The sequence below is a fragment of the Kribbella sp. NPDC051620 genome (genome assembly GCF_044453825.1).
Lineage (GTDB): Bacteria > Actinomycetota > Actinomycetes > Propionibacteriales > Kribbellaceae > Kribbella.
On the sequence record NZ_JBITDB010000005.1, the window covers coordinates 668,909 to 685,811 of the forward strand.

Genomic DNA, 16,903 nt, shown 5'->3' on the forward strand with positions numbered 1-16,903 from the left:
ACAGAATGCCACGCAGCCTGAAGAAGGGCCCGTTCGTCGACCACCACCTGCTCAAGAAGGTGGAGGTGCAGAACGAAAAGGGCACCAAGAACGTGATCAAGACCTGGTCGCGCCGATCCATGATCATTCCGGACATGATCGGCCACACGCTCGCGGTGCACGACGGCCGCAAGCACGTCCCGGTGTTCGTCACCGACGCGATGGTCGGGCACAAGCTCGGCGAGTTCGCACCGACCCGGACGTTCAAGGGTCACGAGAAGGACGACCGCAAGGCACGGCGTCGCTGACCTCGGTCAGTGATTACGCGCAAGCAACCTACGGAGAGATTCGAACATCATGAGCGTTCAAGAGCGTAGGGCCGTCAGTGCCCGTCGCGAGAGCCTGCTGGGCGAGGAGCCCGGGGCCTTCGCGGTCGCGCGCTTCGTCCGCGTGACGCCTATGAAGGCGCGTCGCGTGGTCGACCTGGTGCGCGGCATGGGCATCGACGATGCACTCGCCACTCTGAAGTTCGCCCCGCAGGCCGCTGCCGCGACCGTGTACAAGGTCGTCGACAGCGCCGCGGCGAACGCCGAGGGCACCGAGCACCTGAGCCGGGCCGACCTGGTCGTGGTGAAGGCCTTCGTGGACGAGGGACCGACGCTGAAGCGTCACCGCCCGCGTGCACAGGGCCGGGCCACCCGGATCGACAAGCGGACCAGCCACATCACCGTCGTGGTCGGCCCCAAGGTCGAGGTCGCGCCGCCGGCCAAGAAGGCTGAGGCCAAGTTGGCCGACGCCAAGACTGACGACGCGAAGAAGGCGCCGGCCAAGAAGGCCACCGCCAAGAAGGCGCCGGCCAAGAAGGCGACCGCCAAAAAGGCTGAGAAGAAGGAGACCCGATAGTGGGCCAGAAGGTTAACCCGCACGGGTTCCGACTCGGCATCAGCACGGACCACAAGAGCCGTTGGTACGCCGACAAGCTCTACAAGGACTACGTGGGCGAGGACGTCAAGATCCGTCGCCTGCTGAGCAAGGGCATGGAGCGCGCCGGCATCTCCCGTGTGGAGATCGAGCGCACTCGTGACCGCGTTCGGGTCGACATCCACACCGCGCGTCCGGGCATCGTGATCGGTCGCCGCGGCGCCGAGGCGGACCGGATCCGGGGCAGCCTCGAGGAGCTCACCGGCAAGCAGGTGCAGCTGAACATCCTCGAGGTCAAGAACGCCGAGGTCGACGCCCAGCTCGTCGCCCAGGGTGTGGCCGAGCAGCTGTCCGGCCGCGTGGCGTTCCGCCGCGCGATGCGCAAGGCGATGCAGACCACCATGCGTGGCGGCGCCCTGGGCATCCGGATCCAGTGCTCCGGTCGTCTGGGTGGCGCCGAGATGTCGCGTTCGGAGTTCTACCGCGAAGGCCGTGTGCCGCTGCACACCCTGCGCGCGGACATCGACTACGGCTTCTACGAGGCACGTACGACCTTCGGCCGGATCGGCGTGAAGGTCTGGATCTACAAGGGCGACCTGGCCGGCACCCGCGCCGAGCGCGAGGCCCAGGCAGCTGCCCGCGCCGCGACCCAGCAGCGTGGCCGTCCGGCCCGCCGTGACGGTGGCGGTGGCGACCGCGGTGATCGCGGTGGCCGTGGCGGCGACCGTGGTGGCCGCCGTGACGGTGGCGCTGGCGCACCCCGCAACGAGGCTCCGAAGGCCGATGCAGCTCCGGCTGCGGAGAAGCCGGCCGAGACGACCGGAACGGAGAGCTGAACCGTGCTCATCCCCCGTAAGGTCAAGCACCGCAAGCAGCACCACCCGAAGCGCTCCGGCGCTGCCAAGGGCGGCACCACGCTGGCGTTCGGTGACTTCGGTATCCAGGCGCTGGAGAACCACTACGTCACCAACCGGCAGATCGAGTCCGCTCGTATCGCGATGACCCGGCACATCAAGCGTGGCGGGAAGGTCTGGATCAACATCTACCCGGACCGCCCGCTGACCAAGAAGCCGGCCGAGACCCGGATGGGTTCCGGTAAGGGTTCGCCCGAGTGGTGGATCGCGAACGTGAAGACCGGACGCGTGCTGTTCGAGCTGTCCGGTGTTCCCGAGGACGTCGCTCGCGAGGCCATGCGCCGCGCGATTCACAAGTTGCCGATGAAGTGCCGCTTCATCACCCGAGAGGCAGGTGAGAACTGATGGCTACCCTGACCGCCGCCGAACTGCGGAACCTGGGAAAGGACGAGCTTCTGGAGAAGCTCGGTAACGCCAAGGAGGAGCTGTTCAACCTCCGGTTCCAGGCTGCCACGGGTCAGCTGGAGTCCCACGGCCGGCTGCGCGCCGTCCGCAAGGACATCGCCCGCATCTACACGGTGCTGACCGAGCGTGCGCTCGGCATCACCGAAGAGGTTGACTCAGCTCCGGTGGCCGCGGCTGCCGATGACACCGCTGACGAGACCGCGGACGACAGCGAGAAGGCTGGGAGCAAGGCATGACCGAGAACGCAGCGAAGGACGAGACCGTGAGCACGACCCCCGACACGAAGCGCAGCGCCCGCAAGACGAGAGTCGGTCTGGTGCTGAGCGACAAGATGGACAAAACCGTCACCGTCGAGGTCGAGGACCGGGTCAAGCACAAGCTGTACGGCAAGGTCATCCGTCGTACCAGCAAGCTCAAGGCCCACGACGAGCAGAACGCCGCCGGGATCGGCGACCGGGTCCTCCTGATGGAGACCCGGCCGCTGTCGGCGACCAAGCGCTGGCGGATCGTGGAGATCCTCGAAAAGGCGAAGTGACCAGCGACGCCTCGCAGTACCCAATCGAAATTATTCGTTCCGCAAGGCTCACCGAGCGTGAGAACCAGCGAGACAACCAGGAGATCAACAGATGATCCAGCAGGAGTCGCGACTGAAGGTCGCCGACAACACGGGTGCCAAGGAGATCTTGTGCATCCGCGTTCTCGGTGGCTCCGGTCGGCGCTACGCCGGTGTCGGTGACACGATCGTCGCCACCGTCAAGGACGCGATCCCGGGTGGCGGCGTCAAGAAGGGCGACGTCGTCAAGGCTGTCATCGTGCGCACCGTGAAGGAGCGCCGGCGTCCGGACGGCTCCTACATCCGGTTCGACGAGAACGCCGCCGTGATCCTCAAGGCCGACGGCGAGCCGCGCGGCACCCGCATCTTCGGGCCGGTCGGCCGGGAGCTGCGCGAGAAGAAGTTCATGAAGATCATCTCGCTTGCTCCGGAGGTGCTCTGAGATGTCAGGTAAGCCCCAGCAGAAGGTGCAGCGGTCGCTGCACGTCAAGAAGGGTGATCTCGTCCGCGTGATCGCCGGCAAGTCCAAGGGCCTCGAGGGCAAGATCATCTCGGTCCTGCCCGAGGCCGAAAAGGTCATCGTCGAAGGCGTGAACCGGGTCAAGAAGCACACCAAGGTGCAGCAGGCCCAGCGCGGCGGCACCACGGGTGGCATCGTCACCCAGGAAGCCCCGATCCACGTCTCCAACGTGATGCTTCTGGTCGAGGTCGAGAAGGACGGCAAGAAGCAGAAGGTGACCACCCGCGTCGGTTACAACCGCGTCGAGGTGCAGAAGCGGCGCCCCGACGGCTCGACGTACACCGGTTTCCGGAGCGTTCGGATCGCGCGGCGTACCGGCGAGGAGATCTGATGACCACCGCAGCTCCCGAGGCGAAGACGTTGCCCCGGCTGAAGACCAAGTACCGCGAAGAGATCGTCGCGAAGCTGAACGAGGAGTTCAGCTTCGAGAACGTCATGCAGGTGCCCGGGCTCACCAAGATCGTGGTGAACATGGGTGTCGGCGAGGCGGCTCGCGACTCCAAGCTGATCGACGGCGCCATCAAGGACCTGGCCGCGATCACCGGCCAGAAGCCGTCGGTGACCAAGGCCCGCAAGTCGATCGCGCAGTTCAAGCTGCGTGAGGGCATGCCGATCGGCGCGCACGTCACGCTGCGCGGCGACCGGATGTGGGAGTTCCTGGACCGGTTGCTCTCGCTCGCACTGCCGCGTATCCGCGACTTCCGCGGCTTGTCGCCCAAGCAGTTCGACGGCAACGGCAACTACACCTTCGGTCTGACCGAGCAGGTGATGTTCCACGAGATCAACCAGGACAAGATCGACCGGGTTCGCGGAATGGACATCACCGTGGTGACCACCGCCAAGAACGACGACGAGGGGCGCGCGCTGCTGCGGCAGCTCGGCTTCCCGTTCAAGGAGAACTGACGTGGCGAAGACAGCACTCAAGGTCAAGCAGGCCCGGACGCCGAAGTTCGCGGTGCGTGGTTACACGCGCTGCCAGCGCTGCGGCCGGCCCAAGGCCGTCTTCCGCAAGTTCGGCCTGTGCCGGATCTGCCTGCGCGAGATGGCGCACCGGGGCGAGCTGCCCGGCGTCACCAAGTCCAGCTGGTGACCGTGCGTTCAGCCAGCACTGTTCTTTCTACTCAAAATCTAGTCACCGTAGGTCGCCATGAGGCGAAACCACGGCGGGAAAGAGGCCCCAGGCCATGACGATGACCGACCCGATCGCAGACATGCTCACTCGTCTGCGCAACGCCAACCAGGCGTATCACGAGTCGACCCAGATGCCGTACAGCAAGATCAAGCAGGGCATCGCCGACATCCTCCAGCAGGAGGGTTACATCTCCTCCTACCAGGTGGAGGAGCCCAAAGAGGGCACCGTCGGCAAGACGCTCGTTGTTGATCTGAAGTTCGGCCCGAGCCGGGAGCGCTCGATCGCAGGCGTTCGCCGGATCAGCAAGCCCGGCCTGCGGGTGTACGCGAAGTCGACCAATCTGCCCAAGGTGCTCGGTGGCCTCGGCGTCGCGATCATCTCGACGTCGCAGGGACTCCTGACCGACCGGCAGGCCAAGAACAAGGGCGTTGGCGGGGAAGTCCTCGCCTACGTCTGGTGACGAAGAACCGGAAGGAGGACCACTCTCATGTCTCGCATCGGTAAGCTCCCGATCACGGTCCCGTCCGGCGTCGACGTCACGATCGACGGCCAGACGGTCACTGTGAAGGGCCCCAAGGGTCAGCTCTCGCACGTTGTTGCGGAGCCCATCGTGGTCGACCGCGACGAGGACGGCACGATCGCCGTCAAGCGTCCGGACGACCAGCGCAAGAGCAAGGAACTGCACGGCCTGTCCCGCACGCTGATCGCCAACCTGGTGACCGGCGTGACGGACGGCTACGAGAAGAAGCTCGAGATCGTCGGCGTCGGGTACCGCGTCCTGGCCAAGGGACCGACCCAGCTGGAGTTCTCGCTCGGGTACAGCCACACCATCACCGTGGACGCCCCTGAGGGCATCACGTTCGTGGTCGAGGCTCCGACCAAGTTCTCGGTGCAGGGAATCGACAAGCAGTCGGTCGGCGAGGTAGCCGCCAACATCCGCAAGCTGCGCAAGCCCGAGCCGTACAAGGGCAAGGGTGTGCGGTACGCGGGCGAGCAGGTGCGCCGCAAGGTCGGAAAGGCTGGTAAGTAATGGCGATCGGATTGCGTCACAACAAGCACTCCGCCAAGAAGACCTCTTCCCGGCTGCGTCGCCAGATCCGCGTCCGCAAGAAGGTCAACGGCACGGCCGACCGGCCGCGCCTGGTGGTCAGCAAGTCGTCGAAGCACCTGTTCGCTCAGGTCATCGACGACGTCGCCGGCGTCACGCTGGTCTCGGCTTCCACGATGGAGGCCGACCTGCGCGGTGCGGAGGCGAACAAGACGGACAAGGCCAAGACCGTGGGCGGCCTGATCGCCGACCGCGCCAAGGCCGCTGGCATCGACGAGGTCGTCTTCGACCGCGCCGGGAACAAGTACCACGGCCGGATCGCGGCCCTGGCCGACGCCGCCCGTGAGGGCGGGCTCGGCTTCTGACATGGCGACACAAAGGGAAGAAGGTAGTTCGAAATGAGCGGAGGCCAGCAGCGTCGCGGAGGCGGCGCCGGTGGTGAGCGCCGTAACCGCGACGGTGGTCGTGGTGCGGCAGCTGACAAGACCGCCTACATCGAGCGCGTGGTAGCCATCAACCGTGTTGCCAAGGTCGTGAAGGGTGGTCGTCGCTTCAGCTTCACCGCCCTCGTGGTCGTCGGCGACGGTGAAGGCACCGTCGGTGTGGGTTACGGAAAGGCCAAGGAGGTGCCCGCGGCGATCGCCAAGGGTGTCGAGGAGGCCAAGAAGTCGTTCTTCAAGGTGCCGAGGATCCAGGGCACCATCCCGCACCCGGTCCAGGGCGAGAAGGCCGCAGGCGTTGTGCTGCTGCGTCCGGCCGCTCCCGGTACCGGTGTGATCGCGGGTGGTTCGGCGCGCGCGGTACTGGAGTGCGCCGGGATCCACGACATCCTGAGCAAGTCGCTGGGGTCCTCCAACGCCATCAACGTGGTTCACGCCACCGTTGCGGCGCTGCAGTCCCTGGAGACGCCGGAAGCTGTGGCCGCGCGCCGTGGCATGCCGGTCGAGCACGTCGCCCCGGCGGCGCTGCTGAAGGCGCGGGCGGAGGGGATCTCCTGATGGCACGCTTGAAGGTGACCCAGACCCGTTCCGGCATCGGTGGCAAGCAGAACCAGCGGGACACGCTGCGCACCCTGGGCGTCAAGCGGATCGGCGACACCGCCGTCCACGAAGACCGGCCTGAGGTTCGCGGGATGGTCCGTGCGGTTCGCCACCTCATCACCGTCGAAGAGGTTGACTGACATGGCGCTCAAGGTTCATCACCTGCGTCCGGCGCCCGGAGCCAAGACCGCCAAGACCCGTGTTGGTCGTGGTGAGGGCTCCAAGGGCAAGACGGCCGGCCGCGGTACCAAGGGCAGCAAGGCCCGTAACAACATCCCCGAGAACTTCGAGGGTGGCCAGATGCCGTTGCACATGCGGCTCCCGAAGCTGAAGGGCTTCAAGAGCAGGAACCGAGTGGAGTTCCAGGTCGTTAACCTGGACAAGCTCGGACAGCTGTTTCCCGACGGTGGCGAGATCGGCGTAGCCGACCTGGTCGCCAAGGGTGCGGTCCGTGACAGTCTCCCGGTGAAGGTGCTGGGCGACGGCGAGCTCACGGTTGCTCTGCAAGTTTCGGTGCACAAGTTCTCGAAGTCCGCCAAGGAGAAGATCGCGGCGGCCGGAGGAACCACTACCGAGGTGTGAGTATCCAGGGCTCGTGCGAGCCAGCGCTTGTATATTGTGCGCTGGAGTTCGGACGGGCCCTGGTTCGTCTCTTGCCCAGCTGCTTTGCTAGTGCCCTGCCCTGCCCGGGGCAAGGAAAACATGTGGGAGGACAGGGTGTTAGGCGCCTTTGCCAACGCGTTCAAGACTCCGGACCTGCGCCGGAAGATCTTGTTCGTGCTCTTTATTGTCGTGATCTTCCGGATCGGCTCCGTCGTGCCGGCGCCTGGCGTCAACGTTCAGTCGCTGCGTACCTGTATCGACGTCAGCAAGAACGGCTCGAACGCGAACCTGTACAACCTGATCAACCTGTTCTCCGGCGGGGCACTGCTGCAGCTCGCGATCTTCGCGCTCGGCATCATGCCGTACATCACCGCCAGCATCATTCTGCAGCTGCTCACCGTGGTCATCCCGCGGTTGGAGTCGCTGAAGAAGGAAGGCCAGGCGGGCCAGACCAAGATCACCCAGTACACCCGCTTCCTGACCGTCGGCCTCGCGATCCTGCAGGCGACCGCGTTCGTCGCGCTCGCCCGGACGCCCGGCCGGCTGTTCCAGGGCTGCAACGAGCCGTTGCTGTACAAGGACGGCTGGTTCCCGGTCGTCGTGATGGTGCTGACGATGACCGCCGGTACCGGCGTGGTGATGTGGCTGGGTGAGCTGATCACCGATCGCGGTGTCGGCAACGGCATGTCGATCCTGATCTTCACCCAGATCGTCGCCACCTTCCCGACCCAGCTGTGGAGCATCCGCAAGGCCAAGGGCATTCCGACCTTCGTCGTGGTGATCCTGATCGGGTTGGTGATCATGGCCGCGGTCATCTTCATCGAACAGGCGCAGCGCCGGATCCCGGTCCAGTACGCCAAGCGGATGGTCGGCCGCAAGATGTTCGGCGGCACCTCGACCTACATCCCGCTGAAGGTGAACCAGGCCGGCGTCATCCCGGTCATCTTCGCCTCGAGCCTGCTGTATCTGCCGGTCCTGGTCAGTCAGTTCAGACAGGACAAGCCATGGGCGCAGTGGATCCAGGGCAACCTGGTCAAGGGCGATCACCCGATCTACATGGTGACGTATGTCGCCCTGATCATCTTCTTCACGTACTTCTACGTCTCGATTACCTTCAACCCGAAGGAAGTTGCAGACAACATGAAGAAGTACGGCGGCTTCATCCCCGGGATCCGGGCGGGCCGGCCGACCGAGGAGTACCTCTCCTACGTTCTGTCCCGCATCACGTTGCCCGGCGCGATCTACCTGGCGATCATCTCGATGATTCCGCTGGTCGCCCTCGTCCTGCTCAACGCCAGCCAGAACTTCCCGTTCGGCGGTACGTCGATCCTGATCATGGTCGGCGTCGGACTGGACACGGTCAAGCAGATCGAGTCGCAGCTGCAGCAACGTAATTACGAAGGGTTCCTGCGCTGATGAGAATGTTGCTGATGGGTCCGCCCGGAGCGGGTAAGGGTACGCAGGCAAAGGTGCTTGCGGACCGGCTCGGGATCCCGGCCGTATCCACCGGCGACATCTTCCGCGCGAACGTGAAGGACGAGACCCCGCTGGGTCTCGAGGCGAAGCGGTACATGGACGCGGGCAACTACGTCCCCGACGAGGTCACCAACGCAATGGTGCGCGACCGGTTGTCGGAGGCCGACGCGGGTGAGGGCTTCCTGCTCGACGGGTACCCGCGGACGCTGCCGCAGGTCGGCACGCTGGACGACATCCTGGCCGAGCACGGCCACGAGCTGGACGCGGTGGTCGCGCTGGTCGCGGATACCGACGTACTGGTCGACCGGATGCTCAACCGGGCCAAGGTGGACGGTCGCAGCGACGACTCCGAGGATGTCATCCGGCATCGCCAGGAGGTCTACACCGCCGAGACCAAGCCGCTGCTTCGGGTGTACGCCCAGCGCGGTCTGCTGGTCGAGGTGGACGGCGTCGGCGAGATCGAAGAGGTCAGCGAGCGGGTGCTGACCGCCCTGAAAACCCTGGAAGGTTAAGAGCAGTCTGTGATCTTTAAGGACCGCGGGATCGAGATCAAGACCCGCGAACAGATCATCTCCATGCGTGCGGCCGGCCTGGTGGTCGGCCGCACGCTGGAACTGCTCCGCGGCGAGGTCAAGCCCGGTATCACCACCGGTGAGCTGGACGCGATCGCCGAGGACGCGATCCGCTCGGCCGGCGCGACCCCCTCGTTCCTGGGCTATCACGGCTTCACCGGCTCGATCTGCGCGTCGGTGAACGACGAGATCGTGCACGGCATCCCGGGCGACCGGGTGCTGGCCGAGGGCGATCTCATCTCGATCGACTGCGGCGCGATCGTCAACGGCTGGCACGGCGACGCGGCCATCACGGTCGGCGTCGGCGAGACCGCTCCGGAGCTGCTCGAGCTGGCCCGGATCTGCGAAGAGTCGATGTGGCGTGGGTTCGCCGCGGCCAGGCTCGGCGGCCGGCTGACCGACATCTCGGCGGCGGTGGAGAGCCACGTGCGCGCCAACTCGGCGTACGGGATCGTCGAGGACTTCGTCGGGCACGGGATCGGGACGGCGATGCACCAGCCGCCGAACGTGCCGAACTTCGGCAAGGCCGGCAAGGGCCCCAAGCTGGTCGAGGGTCTGGCGCTCGCGGTCGAGCCGATGCTCACGCTGGGCAAGCAGGACAACCACACGCTCGAGGACGACTGGACGGTCGTCACCGACGACGGCCTGGCCGCCGCCCACACCGAGCACACCTTCACCCTCACCCCGCAGGGGCCGTGGGTACTGACCGCCCTCGACGGCGGCGAGGCCAAGCTCAAGGAGCTCGGCGTCACGTTCGGCCCGCTGGCCGACTGACCTTCGATCCACTCTCCGGTTGACGCCACAGTCCATCCGTCGGGGGACGCCGTGCGCTCCCGGGCTGAGGCACACTTGAGGCATGCCCAGTCAGTACCAGCCACACCAGCGGTTCACCGAGGCCGACCGCGACAAGATCGCCGGCCGGTTGCGGGATGCCTTCGCCGACGGACGGCTGGACCAGCCCGAGTTCAGCTCGCGGCTCGACCAGCTGTACGCCGTCCAGACGTACGGCGAGCTGGAACCGCTGGTCCGCGACCTGCCCCCGGTACGGACGTACCAGACCCCCGCGATGGTGCAGAACACGACACCCGCGCCGGCTCCCGGTGAGTTCCCCGAGCGGCAGAAGCAGAAGCAGGGCAAGTCGCTGGTCGCTCTGGGTGGTGGCTTCGGCGGCATCGTCTTGCTGAACGTGGTGATCTGGTTCGTGATCGGGATCGGCAACGGCGGGCACTGGCCGAACTTCTGGCCGGTCTGGCTGTTGATCCCGTGGGCGTTCATCGTTCTCGGCCAGCTCGGAAAGCGACGTTGACAACGGCCCCGGTCAGCCGTCACACCCGGCGTCCACGGCTGCGGCCGGACTGGGTGTGGCAACTGCGGCAGGGGTCCGCCCTGGTCTTCGTACTCTGGTTCGCGATCGCGATCCCGTTGGGGATCGCCGGCCTGCTGGTCGAGCCGCGCTGGGTCGGCTGGCTGGTACTGGCCTGGTTCCTCGTCCTGGTGACCTTCACGCTCGCCATGAGGCTGTCCGACGCCAAGCAGCGGCGGGCCTGGGCGGAGACGGCCGAGCAACTCGGCTGGCAGACCGACGTGACCGACGCGACCTTGCTCGAGCGCTGGCCGTTCCCGCCGTTCAATACTGATCCCGCGGCCGAGGTCTTCGACGTCACCGCCGGCCGGCACCGTGGTCGTGAGCTGCTGACCGGCCGCTTCCGGCACCGGGTCCGCCGGCGCCAACTGGGGTTCGACTTCCTCGACCTGGCCGTCGACCGCCCGCTGCCGCCGCTGCAGGTGCTCCCGGCCCAGCTCGCTCCGGTCGCTGCGGCCAGCCTGTTGCCGCTCCGGCTCGAGATCGCAGGGCTGCCCGGTACGTACCAGCTGTTCAACGGTCGCGAGGACCTGGCCGGTCAGGTCCTGCACCCCCGCGCGGTCGAGGTGCTCGCGCAGGTTCCACCCTTCGGTTTCAGCTGCGAAGGCCGCCGCTTCGTCGTCATCCTGCCCGCCTACCGCGATACCGGTACCGCGCTCGCGCAGCTCGACGCGGCCTGCGACCTCCTCGACCTGATGCCCGAACACGTCTGGCAAGCCGGCGAGCAGTGGCTGGCCACCAGACCCCTTTAGCACACGCCGCGGGGTGCCGCTGGGACCCGATTGGGTTTTTCGTGGGTGGGTGGCGTAAACTCTTTCCTTGGCCCTTCGCGGCCTCTTCTCGTGCTGCCCATGGCGGTGCGAGTCGGTAGTACCCAATTCAGTTGTCGTCTACAGAAGTGCGAGGACATGCCCAAAAAAGAGGGAGTAATCGAACTCGAGGGCACCATCGTCGAGGCCCTGCCGAACGCGATGTTCCGTGTTGAGCTGTCCAACGGGCACAAGGTGCTCGCGCACATCAGCGGCAAGATGAGGCAGCACTACATCCGGATCCTCCCCGAGGACCGGGTAGTCGTGGAGCTGTCGCCGTACGACCTCACCCGGGGTCGCATCGTCTATCGGTACAAGTAAGACCACCACACCACCTGTCGAAGAAAGAAGCTCGATGAAGGTCAATCCGAGCGTCAAGAAGATCTGCGACAAGTGCAAGGTGATCCGCCGTCACGGCCGGGTCATGGTGATCTGCGAGAACCCGCGGCACAAGCAGCGGCAAGGCTGAGTTCAGCCTTACTCGAGCAGCACACGGCACTTTCGCACCACAGCGCGCATGCTCGTCCAGCACAGCAACAAGCTGGACGTTGCCCCCGGAACAGAGGCCGGGGCCTTGCCGGTGACAAAAAACTCACCGAGGCGGGCAAGGACGCAGCGCGCCACCACACCTCTGCCGACGAAAGGAACACCGCCACATGGCACGCCTCGTAGGAGTTGACCTGCCGCGCGACAAGCGCATCGAGGTCGCTCTCACCTACATCTTCGGTGTAGGTCGTACTCGCGCCCTGAAGACGCTCGAAGCCACCGGCATCTCCGGTGACAAGCGCGTCCACGAACTGGGCGACGAGGAACTGGTCAAGCTCCGGGACTGGATCGAAGGCAACTACAAGATCGAAGGTGACCTCCGTCGTGAGGTGACCGCGGACATCCGCCGCAAGATCGAGATCGGGTCGTACCAGGGTCGCCGGCACCGCAGCGGCCTGCCGGTGCGTGGTCAGCGCACGCGGACCAACGCCCGCAGCCGCAAGGGTCGTCGCAAGGCGATCGCCGGCAAGAAGAAGAAGTGACCCGGATGCCTGTAGACGTTTTCCGCGACCACCCCAGGAGTATCTGACCTATGCCTCCCAAGAGCCGCACCGCGGCCGGCGCGAAGAAGGTGCGCCGCAAGGAGAAGAAGAACGTGGCTGCCGGCCACGCGCACATCAAGAGCACGTTCAACAACACGATCGTGACGATCACCGACCCGACCGGCGCGGTCATCTCGTGGGCCTCCGCGGGCACCGTCGGCTTCAAGGGCTCGCGCAAGTCGACCCCGTTCGCCGCGCAGATGGCCGCCGAGGCCGCTGGGCGCCGGGCGATGGAGCACGGCATGCGCAAGATCGATGTGTTCGTCAAGGGTCCCGGCTCCGGCCGTGAGACCGCGATCCGTTCGCTGGGCGCCGTCGGCCTCGAGGTCGGCACCATCCAGGACGTCACCCCGACCGCACACAACGGCTGCCGCCCTCCCAAGCGGCGCCGGGTCTGATCCAGAGAGAGGCAGGTAACTAACAATGGCCCGTTACACCGGACCCATGACCAAGAAGTCGCGCCGTCTCGGGGTCGACCTCGTCGGTGGCGACAAGGCGTTCGAGCGTCGTCCGTACCCGCCGGGTATGCACGGCCGCGGCCGTCCCAAGGAGAGCGAGTACCTGCTCCAGCTTCGTGAGAAGCAGAAGGCTCGTTACGCCTACGGCGTGCTCGAGAAGCAGTTCAGCCTGTACTACAAGGAGGCCTCGCGGCGTCCTGGTAAGACCGGTGACAACCTGCTGATCATCCTCGAGTCCCGCCTCGACAACGTCGTGTACCGCGCCGGCCTGGCCCGGACCCGTCGTCAGGCCCGTCAGCTCGTCGTGCACGGTCACTTCACCGTGAACGGCATCAAGGTGAACATCCCGTCGTACCGCGTTTCGGCGCACGACGTGATCGACGTCCGGCCGAAGTCGGTCGAGATGACCCCGTTCATCATCGCCAGGGAGACCCACTCCGAGCGAGTGGTTCCGGCCTGGCTGGACGCGCTGCCCGAGCGGCTGCGCATCCTGGTCCACCAGCTGCCCACCCGGGCGCAGATCGACACCCAGGTCGCCGAGCACCTGATCGTCGAGCTCTACTCGAAGAACTGACCTCGTCGCCGCCGGTGGCTCCCGAGCCGCCGGCGGCGCGAGTGGTTCTTCACTCTGCGACCTCAAATAGTGGTCGTCGCGGAACCTAGAAGGAAGAAACGAAAGTGCTTATTGCGCAGCGTCCCACCCTGGCCGAAGAGGTCGTCGACGAGCACCGCTCGCGGTTCGTGATCGAGCCGCTGGAGCCGGGCTTCGGTTACACCCTCGGCAACTCCATCCGCCGTACCCTGCTGTCGTCCATCCCGGGCGCGGCCGTCACCAGCATCAAGGTCGACGGGGTACTGCACGAGTTCTCCACCGTCGCCGGGGTGAAGGAAGACGCCACCCAGCTGATCCTGAACCTCAAGGACCTGGTCGTCTCCTCCGAGCACGACGAGCCCGTCACCATGTACCTGCGCAAGCAGGGCCCCGGTGACGTGACCGCCGCCGACATCGCGCCGCCGGCCGGTGTCGAGGTGCACAACCCGGACCTGAAGATCGCCACCCTGAACGAGAAGGGCCGGCTCGAGATGGAGCTGGTCGTCGAGCGGGGCCGCGGCTACGTGTCCGCGATCCAGAACAAGTCCGCGGACGCCGAGATCGGCCGGATGCCGGTCGACTCGATCTACTCCCCGGTCCTCAAGGTCACGTACAAGGTCGAGGCGACTCGTGTCGAGCAGCGCACCGACTTCGACCGGCTGGTCGTGGACGTCGAGACCAAGCCGTCGATGCTGCCGCGTGACGCGGTCGCATCGGCCGGTAAGACGCTGGTCGAGCTGTTCGGCCTGGCCCGTGAGCTGAACGTCGAGGCCGAGGGCATCGACATCGGCCCGTCGCCGGTCGACGAGCAGATGGCGGCCGACCTGGCCCTGCCGGTCGAGGACCTGCAGCTGACCGTCCGGTCGTACAACTGCCTCAAGCGCGAGGGCATCCACACCGTGGGTGAACTGATCTCGCGCAGCGAGCAGGACCTGCTGGACATCCGCAACTTCGGCTCCAAGTCGATCGACGAGGTCAAGCTGAAGCTGGCCGAGATGGGCCTGTCGCTGAAGGACTCGCCCCCCGGCTTCGACCTGCGCGCCGCCGCTGAGGCGTACGGCGACGACGCCGAGGACGAGGACGAGAGCTTCGCCGAGACCGAGCAGTACTGATACCTTCCCCGCCCCACCACCCCGGTCACTGAGCTAGCAAGGCCCATCCAAGGCCCCGGGAACTCGGGGCCTGAGATTTCCTGGAGTAACGAGAGATGCCTACCCCTACCAAGGGCTCCCGCCTCGGCGGCAGCGCGGCGCACCAGAAGCTGATCCTCAGCAACCTGGCCACCTCGCTGTTCGAGCACGGCGCGATCACCACCACGGCCACCAAGGCCAAGCGCCTGCAGCCGCTGGCCGAGTCGATGATCACCAAGGCCAAGCGCGGTGACCAGCACTCGCGTCGTCAGGTGATGAAGCGGATCCGCGACAAGTCCGTCGTGCACGTGCTGTTCACCGAGATCGGCGAGCGCTACGCGGACCGTCCGGGCGGCTACACCCGGATCATCAAGCTCGGCCCCCGCAAGGGCGACAACGCCCCGATGGTGAAGATCGAGCTGGTCGAGGCGCTGGCCGACTCGCCGAAGGCCAAGGCCGCGGCGAAGAAGTCCGCTCCGGCCAAGAAGGCGACCGCGAAGAAGGCGGCCGCCAAGGACGAGGCCGCGGCCAAGGTCGAGGACGCCCCGGCCGAGGACGTCCAGGACACCAAGGTCCAGGACGTCGTCGCGGGCAAGTACGAGGGCTCCGCGGCCCCGCTGGACGGCGGCGCCGCTCCCGAGGGCTACGACATCAAGGGCAACGAGGACTCGATGAAGTACCACGGCCCCGACTCGCCGTGGTACGACCAGACGGTCGCCGAGGTCTGGTTCCAGACCGAGGAGGCCGCTCAGGCCGCCGGCTTCACGAAGGCCGGCGAGACCGCCGAGGACAAGTAACTCCTCAGCAGCGCATCGGCAGCGCCCTTTCGCCCCCTTGGGGGTGGAGGGGCGCTGCTGCGTTAGATTGCCCTGTGCGCTGGCGGATCGATCTCAGGTATGACGGCACCGAATTCCACGGCTGGGCCCGTCAGGAGGGCCTCAGGACCGTCCAGGGGGTGCTTGAGCAGGCGCTGGCCACCGTACTGCGGCAGCCCGAGCTCCCGTCCGTGACTTGTGCCGGCCGGACCGACACCGGCGTCCACGCCAGAGGCCAGGTCGTCCATGTCTGGCTGCCCGAGGGAATCGTCGCGCGGAACCTGGTCCACCGGCTCAACGGCGTACTGCCGGACGATGTCTGGGTGGTCAAGGCCGCGGAGGCCGCTGAGGGGTTCGACGCCCGCTTCTCGGCCCTGTGGCGCCGCTACGTCTACCGGATCTGCGACGACAACATTGCCCGGGACCCGCTGACCAGGAACCACGTACTGCGCGTCCTCCAGCCGCTCGACGTGGACCGGATGAACGAGGCGTCTGCCCGGCTGCTGGGCGAGCACGACTTCGCCGCCTTCTGCAAACGCCGGGAGGGGGCCAGTACGGTCCGCGCCCTGCAGGAGTTCAGCTGGCGTCGTACTGCGCCCGGCCTGGTCGAGGCGACCGTGATCGCCGACGCCTTCTGCCACTCGATGGTGCGGGCCTTGGTGGGGTCGGTCGTCCCGGTGGGCGACGGACGCCGGGACGTGGACTGGCCGGCCAAGGTGCTGGCAGCGGGCGTCCGGGACTCGGCAGTGACCGTTCTGCCCGCCCATGGGCTGACCCTGGAAGAAGTCGGGTACCCAGAAGACGACCAACTGGCAGCGCGGGCCATCGAGGCTCGCAACGTCAGGGGAGAGGTGCACACGCGTGGCTGACCATTTTTTCACGGCAGAGCCGACCTCAGCCGACGTACGTCGTACCGTCACCGCCCGGATCTGGGGACGTGAGTACACCTTCACCACGTCGAGCGGTGTCTTCTCCCGCGACCGCCTGGACCTCGGTACGTCGATCCTGCTGCACGAGGCGCCCGTGCCGACCACTGGCGGCACCTACCTGGACCTGGGCACCGGCTACGGCCCGATCGCGTGTGCCCTGGCAGTGGAGGACCCCCAGGCGCAGGTGTGGGCAGTAGACGTGAACACCCGAGCACTGGAGCTCACCGCCGAGAACGCCAAGGCTGCCGGGGTCGCTGGGCGAGTGCATGCCAGCCTCGTGGAGGACGTGCCGGAAGACGTGCGGTTCGACCAGATCTGGTCCAACCCGGCCATCCACATCGGCAAGCCCGAGCTGCACAAGATGCTGCTGCACTGGCTCGCCCGCCTTGCCCCCGACGGCGTGGGATGGTTCGTCGTCGGCAAGAACCTCGGTGCGGACTCGCTGCAGCGCTGGCTGGGTGAGCAGGGCTACCCCTGTGAGCGGATCGCCAGCGCGAAGGGTTTCAGAGTGCTGCGAGTGACTGCAACGAACGAGGATCCCGCGCCGTCCTGAGGG

General features: G+C 66.4%; 29 protein-coding genes and 1 pseudogene. All 30 read left to right on the forward strand.

Annotated elements, in window-relative coordinates:
- Positions 1-5: 5 nt before the first annotated feature.
- The 30 genes and pseudogenes from rpsS (at position 6) to ACIA12_RS27995 (ending at position 16,900) form a co-directional block, all read left to right on the forward strand.
- Positions 6-287 (forward strand): 30S ribosomal protein S19, encoded by a 282-nt coding sequence (gene rpsS / locus ACIA12_RS27850; RefSeq protein ID WP_020388105.1) that lies wholly within the window; start codon positions 6-8, stop codon positions 285-287.
- 49 nt (positions 288-336) lie between these two features.
- Positions 337-801, forward strand: a pseudogene (gene rplV, locus ACIA12_RS27855) (50S ribosomal protein L22); the annotation flags it as partial.
- An 80-nt stretch (positions 802-881) separates the two neighbouring features.
- On the forward strand, positions 882-1,736 hold the full coding sequence (rpsC, locus tag ACIA12_RS27860; RefSeq protein ID WP_396370015.1) for a 30S ribosomal protein S3: 855 nt from the start codon (positions 882-884) through the stop codon (positions 1,734-1,736).
- Positions 1,737-1,739: 3 nt separating this feature from the next.
- On the forward strand, positions 1,740-2,159 hold the full coding sequence (gene rplP, locus ACIA12_RS27865) for a 50S ribosomal protein L16 (protein WP_396370016.1): 420 nt from the start codon (positions 1,740-1,742) through the stop codon (positions 2,157-2,159).
- Positions 2,159-2,455 carry a 50S ribosomal protein L29 gene (gene rpmC, locus ACIA12_RS27870; protein ID WP_396370017.1) on the forward strand — a complete coding sequence of 99 codons (297 nt, stop codon included), beginning with the start codon at positions 2,159-2,161 and terminating at the stop codon, positions 2,453-2,455. The genes rplP and rpmC overlap by 1 nt, the downstream gene beginning before the upstream one ends.
- Positions 2,452-2,754 carry a 30S ribosomal protein S17 gene (gene rpsQ / locus ACIA12_RS27875; protein ID WP_328329406.1) on the forward strand — a complete coding sequence of 101 codons (303 nt, stop codon included), beginning with the start codon at positions 2,452-2,454 and terminating at the stop codon, positions 2,752-2,754. The genes rpmC and rpsQ overlap by 4 nt, the downstream gene beginning before the upstream one ends.
- Positions 2,755-2,845: 91 nt before the next feature.
- Positions 2,846-3,214 (forward strand): 50S ribosomal protein L14, encoded by a 369-nt coding sequence (gene rplN, locus ACIA12_RS27880; protein ID WP_020388099.1) that lies wholly within the window; start codon positions 2,846-2,848, stop codon positions 3,212-3,214.
- Between the two features lies 1 nt (position 3,215).
- Positions 3,216-3,623: a 50S ribosomal protein L24 gene (gene rplX / locus ACIA12_RS27885; RefSeq protein ID WP_343976436.1), complete on the forward strand. Its 408-nt coding sequence runs from the start codon at positions 3,216-3,218 to the stop codon at positions 3,621-3,623.
- Positions 3,623-4,195, forward strand: coding sequence for a 50S ribosomal protein L5 (gene rplE / locus ACIA12_RS27890; protein ID WP_270136191.1), 573 nt, complete (start codon positions 3,623-3,625; stop codon positions 4,193-4,195). Before rplX ends, rplE begins: the two co-directional genes overlap by 1 nt.
- A gap of 1 nt (position 4,196) precedes the next feature.
- Entirely contained in the window at positions 4,197-4,382 is a 186-nt protein-coding gene (locus tag ACIA12_RS27895) for a type Z 30S ribosomal protein S14 (protein WP_132167346.1), read from the forward strand.
- A 94-nt stretch (positions 4,383-4,476) separates the two neighbouring features.
- Positions 4,477-4,884: a 30S ribosomal protein S8 gene (gene rpsH / locus ACIA12_RS27900; protein ID WP_164598719.1), complete on the forward strand. Its 408-nt coding sequence runs from the start codon at positions 4,477-4,479 to the stop codon at positions 4,882-4,884.
- A 27-nt stretch (positions 4,885-4,911) separates the two neighbouring features.
- Complete coding sequence (rplF, locus tag ACIA12_RS27905) at positions 4,912-5,454, forward strand: 50S ribosomal protein L6 (protein WP_343976443.1); 543 nt, start codon at positions 4,912-4,914, stop codon at positions 5,452-5,454.
- A complete protein-coding gene (rplR, locus tag ACIA12_RS27910; RefSeq protein ID WP_020388094.1) occupies positions 5,454-5,837 on the forward strand; it encodes a 50S ribosomal protein L18 in 384 nt (127 codons plus the stop codon). The genes rplF and rplR overlap by 1 nt, the downstream gene beginning before the upstream one ends.
- A gap of 33 nt (positions 5,838-5,870) precedes the next feature.
- Positions 5,871-6,470 carry a 30S ribosomal protein S5 gene (rpsE, locus tag ACIA12_RS27915; protein ID WP_328329388.1) on the forward strand — a complete coding sequence of 200 codons (600 nt, stop codon included), beginning with the start codon at positions 5,871-5,873 and terminating at the stop codon, positions 6,468-6,470.
- Complete coding sequence (rpmD, locus tag ACIA12_RS27920; protein WP_328329386.1) at positions 6,470-6,652, forward strand: 50S ribosomal protein L30; 183 nt, start codon at positions 6,470-6,472, stop codon at positions 6,650-6,652. The genes rpsE and rpmD overlap by 1 nt, the downstream gene beginning before the upstream one ends.
- Before the next feature lies 1 nt (position 6,653).
- A complete protein-coding gene (gene rplO / locus ACIA12_RS27925; RefSeq protein ID WP_343976453.1) occupies positions 6,654-7,094 on the forward strand; it encodes a 50S ribosomal protein L15 in 441 nt (146 codons plus the stop codon).
- 135 nt (positions 7,095-7,229) lie between these two features.
- Positions 7,230-8,531 carry a preprotein translocase subunit SecY gene (gene secY, locus ACIA12_RS27930; RefSeq protein WP_396370435.1) on the forward strand — a complete coding sequence of 434 codons (1,302 nt, stop codon included), beginning with the start codon at positions 7,230-7,232 and terminating at the stop codon, positions 8,529-8,531.
- The gene (locus ACIA12_RS27935; protein ID WP_396370018.1) at positions 8,531-9,103 is read left to right on the forward strand and encodes an adenylate kinase; all 573 of its coding nucleotides are present in this window, start codon (positions 8,531-8,533) and stop codon (positions 9,101-9,103) included. Before secY ends, ACIA12_RS27935 begins: the two co-directional genes overlap by 1 nt.
- Before the next feature lie 9 nt (positions 9,104-9,112).
- On the forward strand, positions 9,113-9,937 hold the full coding sequence (map, locus tag ACIA12_RS27940) for a type I methionyl aminopeptidase (RefSeq protein WP_396370019.1): 825 nt from the start codon (positions 9,113-9,115) through the stop codon (positions 9,935-9,937).
- Between the two features lie 82 nt (positions 9,938-10,019).
- Complete coding sequence (locus tag ACIA12_RS27945) at positions 10,020-10,469, forward strand: DUF1707 domain-containing protein (RefSeq protein WP_396370020.1); 450 nt, start codon at positions 10,020-10,022, stop codon at positions 10,467-10,469.
- Positions 10,466-11,278: a hypothetical protein gene (locus ACIA12_RS27950; protein WP_396370021.1), complete on the forward strand. Its 813-nt coding sequence runs from the start codon at positions 10,466-10,468 to the stop codon at positions 11,276-11,278. Before ACIA12_RS27945 ends, ACIA12_RS27950 begins: the two co-directional genes overlap by 4 nt.
- Before the next feature lie 156 nt (positions 11,279-11,434).
- Positions 11,435-11,656: a translation initiation factor IF-1 gene (gene infA, locus ACIA12_RS27955; protein ID WP_012923661.1), complete on the forward strand. Its 222-nt coding sequence runs from the start codon at positions 11,435-11,437 to the stop codon at positions 11,654-11,656.
- Between the two features lie 34 nt (positions 11,657-11,690).
- Entirely contained in the window at positions 11,691-11,804 is a 114-nt protein-coding gene (gene rpmJ, locus ACIA12_RS27960) for a 50S ribosomal protein L36 (protein WP_008361054.1), read from the forward strand.
- Positions 11,805-11,991: 187 nt separating this feature from the next.
- The gene (gene rpsM, locus ACIA12_RS27965) at positions 11,992-12,363 is read left to right on the forward strand and encodes a 30S ribosomal protein S13 (protein ID WP_012923660.1); all 372 of its coding nucleotides are present in this window, start codon (positions 11,992-11,994) and stop codon (positions 12,361-12,363) included.
- Between the two features lie 50 nt (positions 12,364-12,413).
- Complete coding sequence (gene rpsK, locus ACIA12_RS27970; protein WP_012923659.1) at positions 12,414-12,821, forward strand: 30S ribosomal protein S11; 408 nt, start codon at positions 12,414-12,416, stop codon at positions 12,819-12,821.
- A gap of 25 nt (positions 12,822-12,846) precedes the next feature.
- Entirely contained in the window at positions 12,847-13,455 is a 609-nt protein-coding gene (gene rpsD / locus ACIA12_RS27975) for a 30S ribosomal protein S4 (RefSeq protein ID WP_328329366.1), read from the forward strand.
- A 104-nt stretch (positions 13,456-13,559) separates the two neighbouring features.
- Positions 13,560-14,585: a DNA-directed RNA polymerase subunit alpha gene (locus tag ACIA12_RS27980; protein ID WP_112243143.1), complete on the forward strand. Its 1,026-nt coding sequence runs from the start codon at positions 13,560-13,562 to the stop codon at positions 14,583-14,585.
- Positions 14,586-14,680: 95 nt separating this feature from the next.
- Positions 14,681-15,400 carry a 50S ribosomal protein L17 gene (gene rplQ, locus ACIA12_RS27985; RefSeq protein WP_396370022.1) on the forward strand — a complete coding sequence of 240 codons (720 nt, stop codon included), beginning with the start codon at positions 14,681-14,683 and terminating at the stop codon, positions 15,398-15,400.
- Positions 15,401-15,474: 74 nt separating this feature from the next.
- Positions 15,475-16,287, forward strand: coding sequence for a tRNA pseudouridine(38-40) synthase TruA (gene truA, locus ACIA12_RS27990; RefSeq protein ID WP_396370023.1), 813 nt, complete (start codon positions 15,475-15,477; stop codon positions 16,285-16,287).
- Positions 16,280-16,900, forward strand: a complete 621-nt coding sequence (locus tag ACIA12_RS27995; RefSeq protein WP_396370024.1) for a class I SAM-dependent methyltransferase — start codon at positions 16,280-16,282, stop codon at positions 16,898-16,900. Before truA ends, ACIA12_RS27995 begins: the two co-directional genes overlap by 8 nt.
- Positions 16,901-16,903 lie beyond the last annotated feature (3 nt).

Coding starts and splice junctions, on each gene's coding strand:
- rpsS (WP_020388105.1), top strand. CDS start 6: ATGCCACGCAGCCTGAAGAAGGGCCCGTTCGTCGACCACCACCTGCTC.
- rpmC (WP_396370017.1), top strand. CDS start 2,159: ATGGCTACCCTGACCGCCGCCGAACTGCGGAACCTGGGAAAGGACGAG.
- rpsQ (WP_328329406.1), top strand. CDS start 2,452: ATGACCGAGAACGCAGCGAAGGACGAGACCGTGAGCACGACCCCCGAC.
- rplN (WP_020388099.1), top strand. CDS start 2,846: ATGATCCAGCAGGAGTCGCGACTGAAGGTCGCCGACAACACGGGTGCC.
- rplX (WP_343976436.1), top strand. CDS start 3,216: ATGTCAGGTAAGCCCCAGCAGAAGGTGCAGCGGTCGCTGCACGTCAAG.
- rplE (WP_270136191.1), top strand. CDS start 3,623: ATGACCACCGCAGCTCCCGAGGCGAAGACGTTGCCCCGGCTGAAGACC.
- rpsH (WP_164598719.1), top strand. CDS start 4,477: ATGACGATGACCGACCCGATCGCAGACATGCTCACTCGTCTGCGCAAC.
- rplF (WP_343976443.1), top strand. CDS start 4,912: ATGTCTCGCATCGGTAAGCTCCCGATCACGGTCCCGTCCGGCGTCGAC.
- rplR (WP_020388094.1), top strand. CDS start 5,454: ATGGCGATCGGATTGCGTCACAACAAGCACTCCGCCAAGAAGACCTCT.
- rpsE (WP_328329388.1), top strand. CDS start 5,871: ATGAGCGGAGGCCAGCAGCGTCGCGGAGGCGGCGCCGGTGGTGAGCGC.
- rpmD (WP_328329386.1), top strand. CDS start 6,470: ATGGCACGCTTGAAGGTGACCCAGACCCGTTCCGGCATCGGTGGCAAG.
- rplO (WP_343976453.1), top strand. CDS start 6,654: ATGGCGCTCAAGGTTCATCACCTGCGTCCGGCGCCCGGAGCCAAGACC.
- ACIA12_RS27935 (WP_396370018.1), top strand. CDS start 8,531: ATGAGAATGTTGCTGATGGGTCCGCCCGGAGCGGGTAAGGGTACGCAG.
- ACIA12_RS27945 (WP_396370020.1), top strand. CDS start 10,020: ATGCCCAGTCAGTACCAGCCACACCAGCGGTTCACCGAGGCCGACCGC.
- infA (WP_012923661.1), top strand. CDS start 11,435: ATGCCCAAAAAAGAGGGAGTAATCGAACTCGAGGGCACCATCGTCGAG.
- rpmJ (WP_008361054.1), top strand. CDS start 11,691: ATGAAGGTCAATCCGAGCGTCAAGAAGATCTGCGACAAGTGCAAGGTG.
- rpsM (WP_012923660.1), top strand. CDS start 11,992: ATGGCACGCCTCGTAGGAGTTGACCTGCCGCGCGACAAGCGCATCGAG.
- rpsK (WP_012923659.1), top strand. CDS start 12,414: ATGCCTCCCAAGAGCCGCACCGCGGCCGGCGCGAAGAAGGTGCGCCGC.
- rpsD (WP_328329366.1), top strand. CDS start 12,847: ATGGCCCGTTACACCGGACCCATGACCAAGAAGTCGCGCCGTCTCGGG.
- rplQ (WP_396370022.1), top strand. CDS start 14,681: ATGCCTACCCCTACCAAGGGCTCCCGCCTCGGCGGCAGCGCGGCGCAC.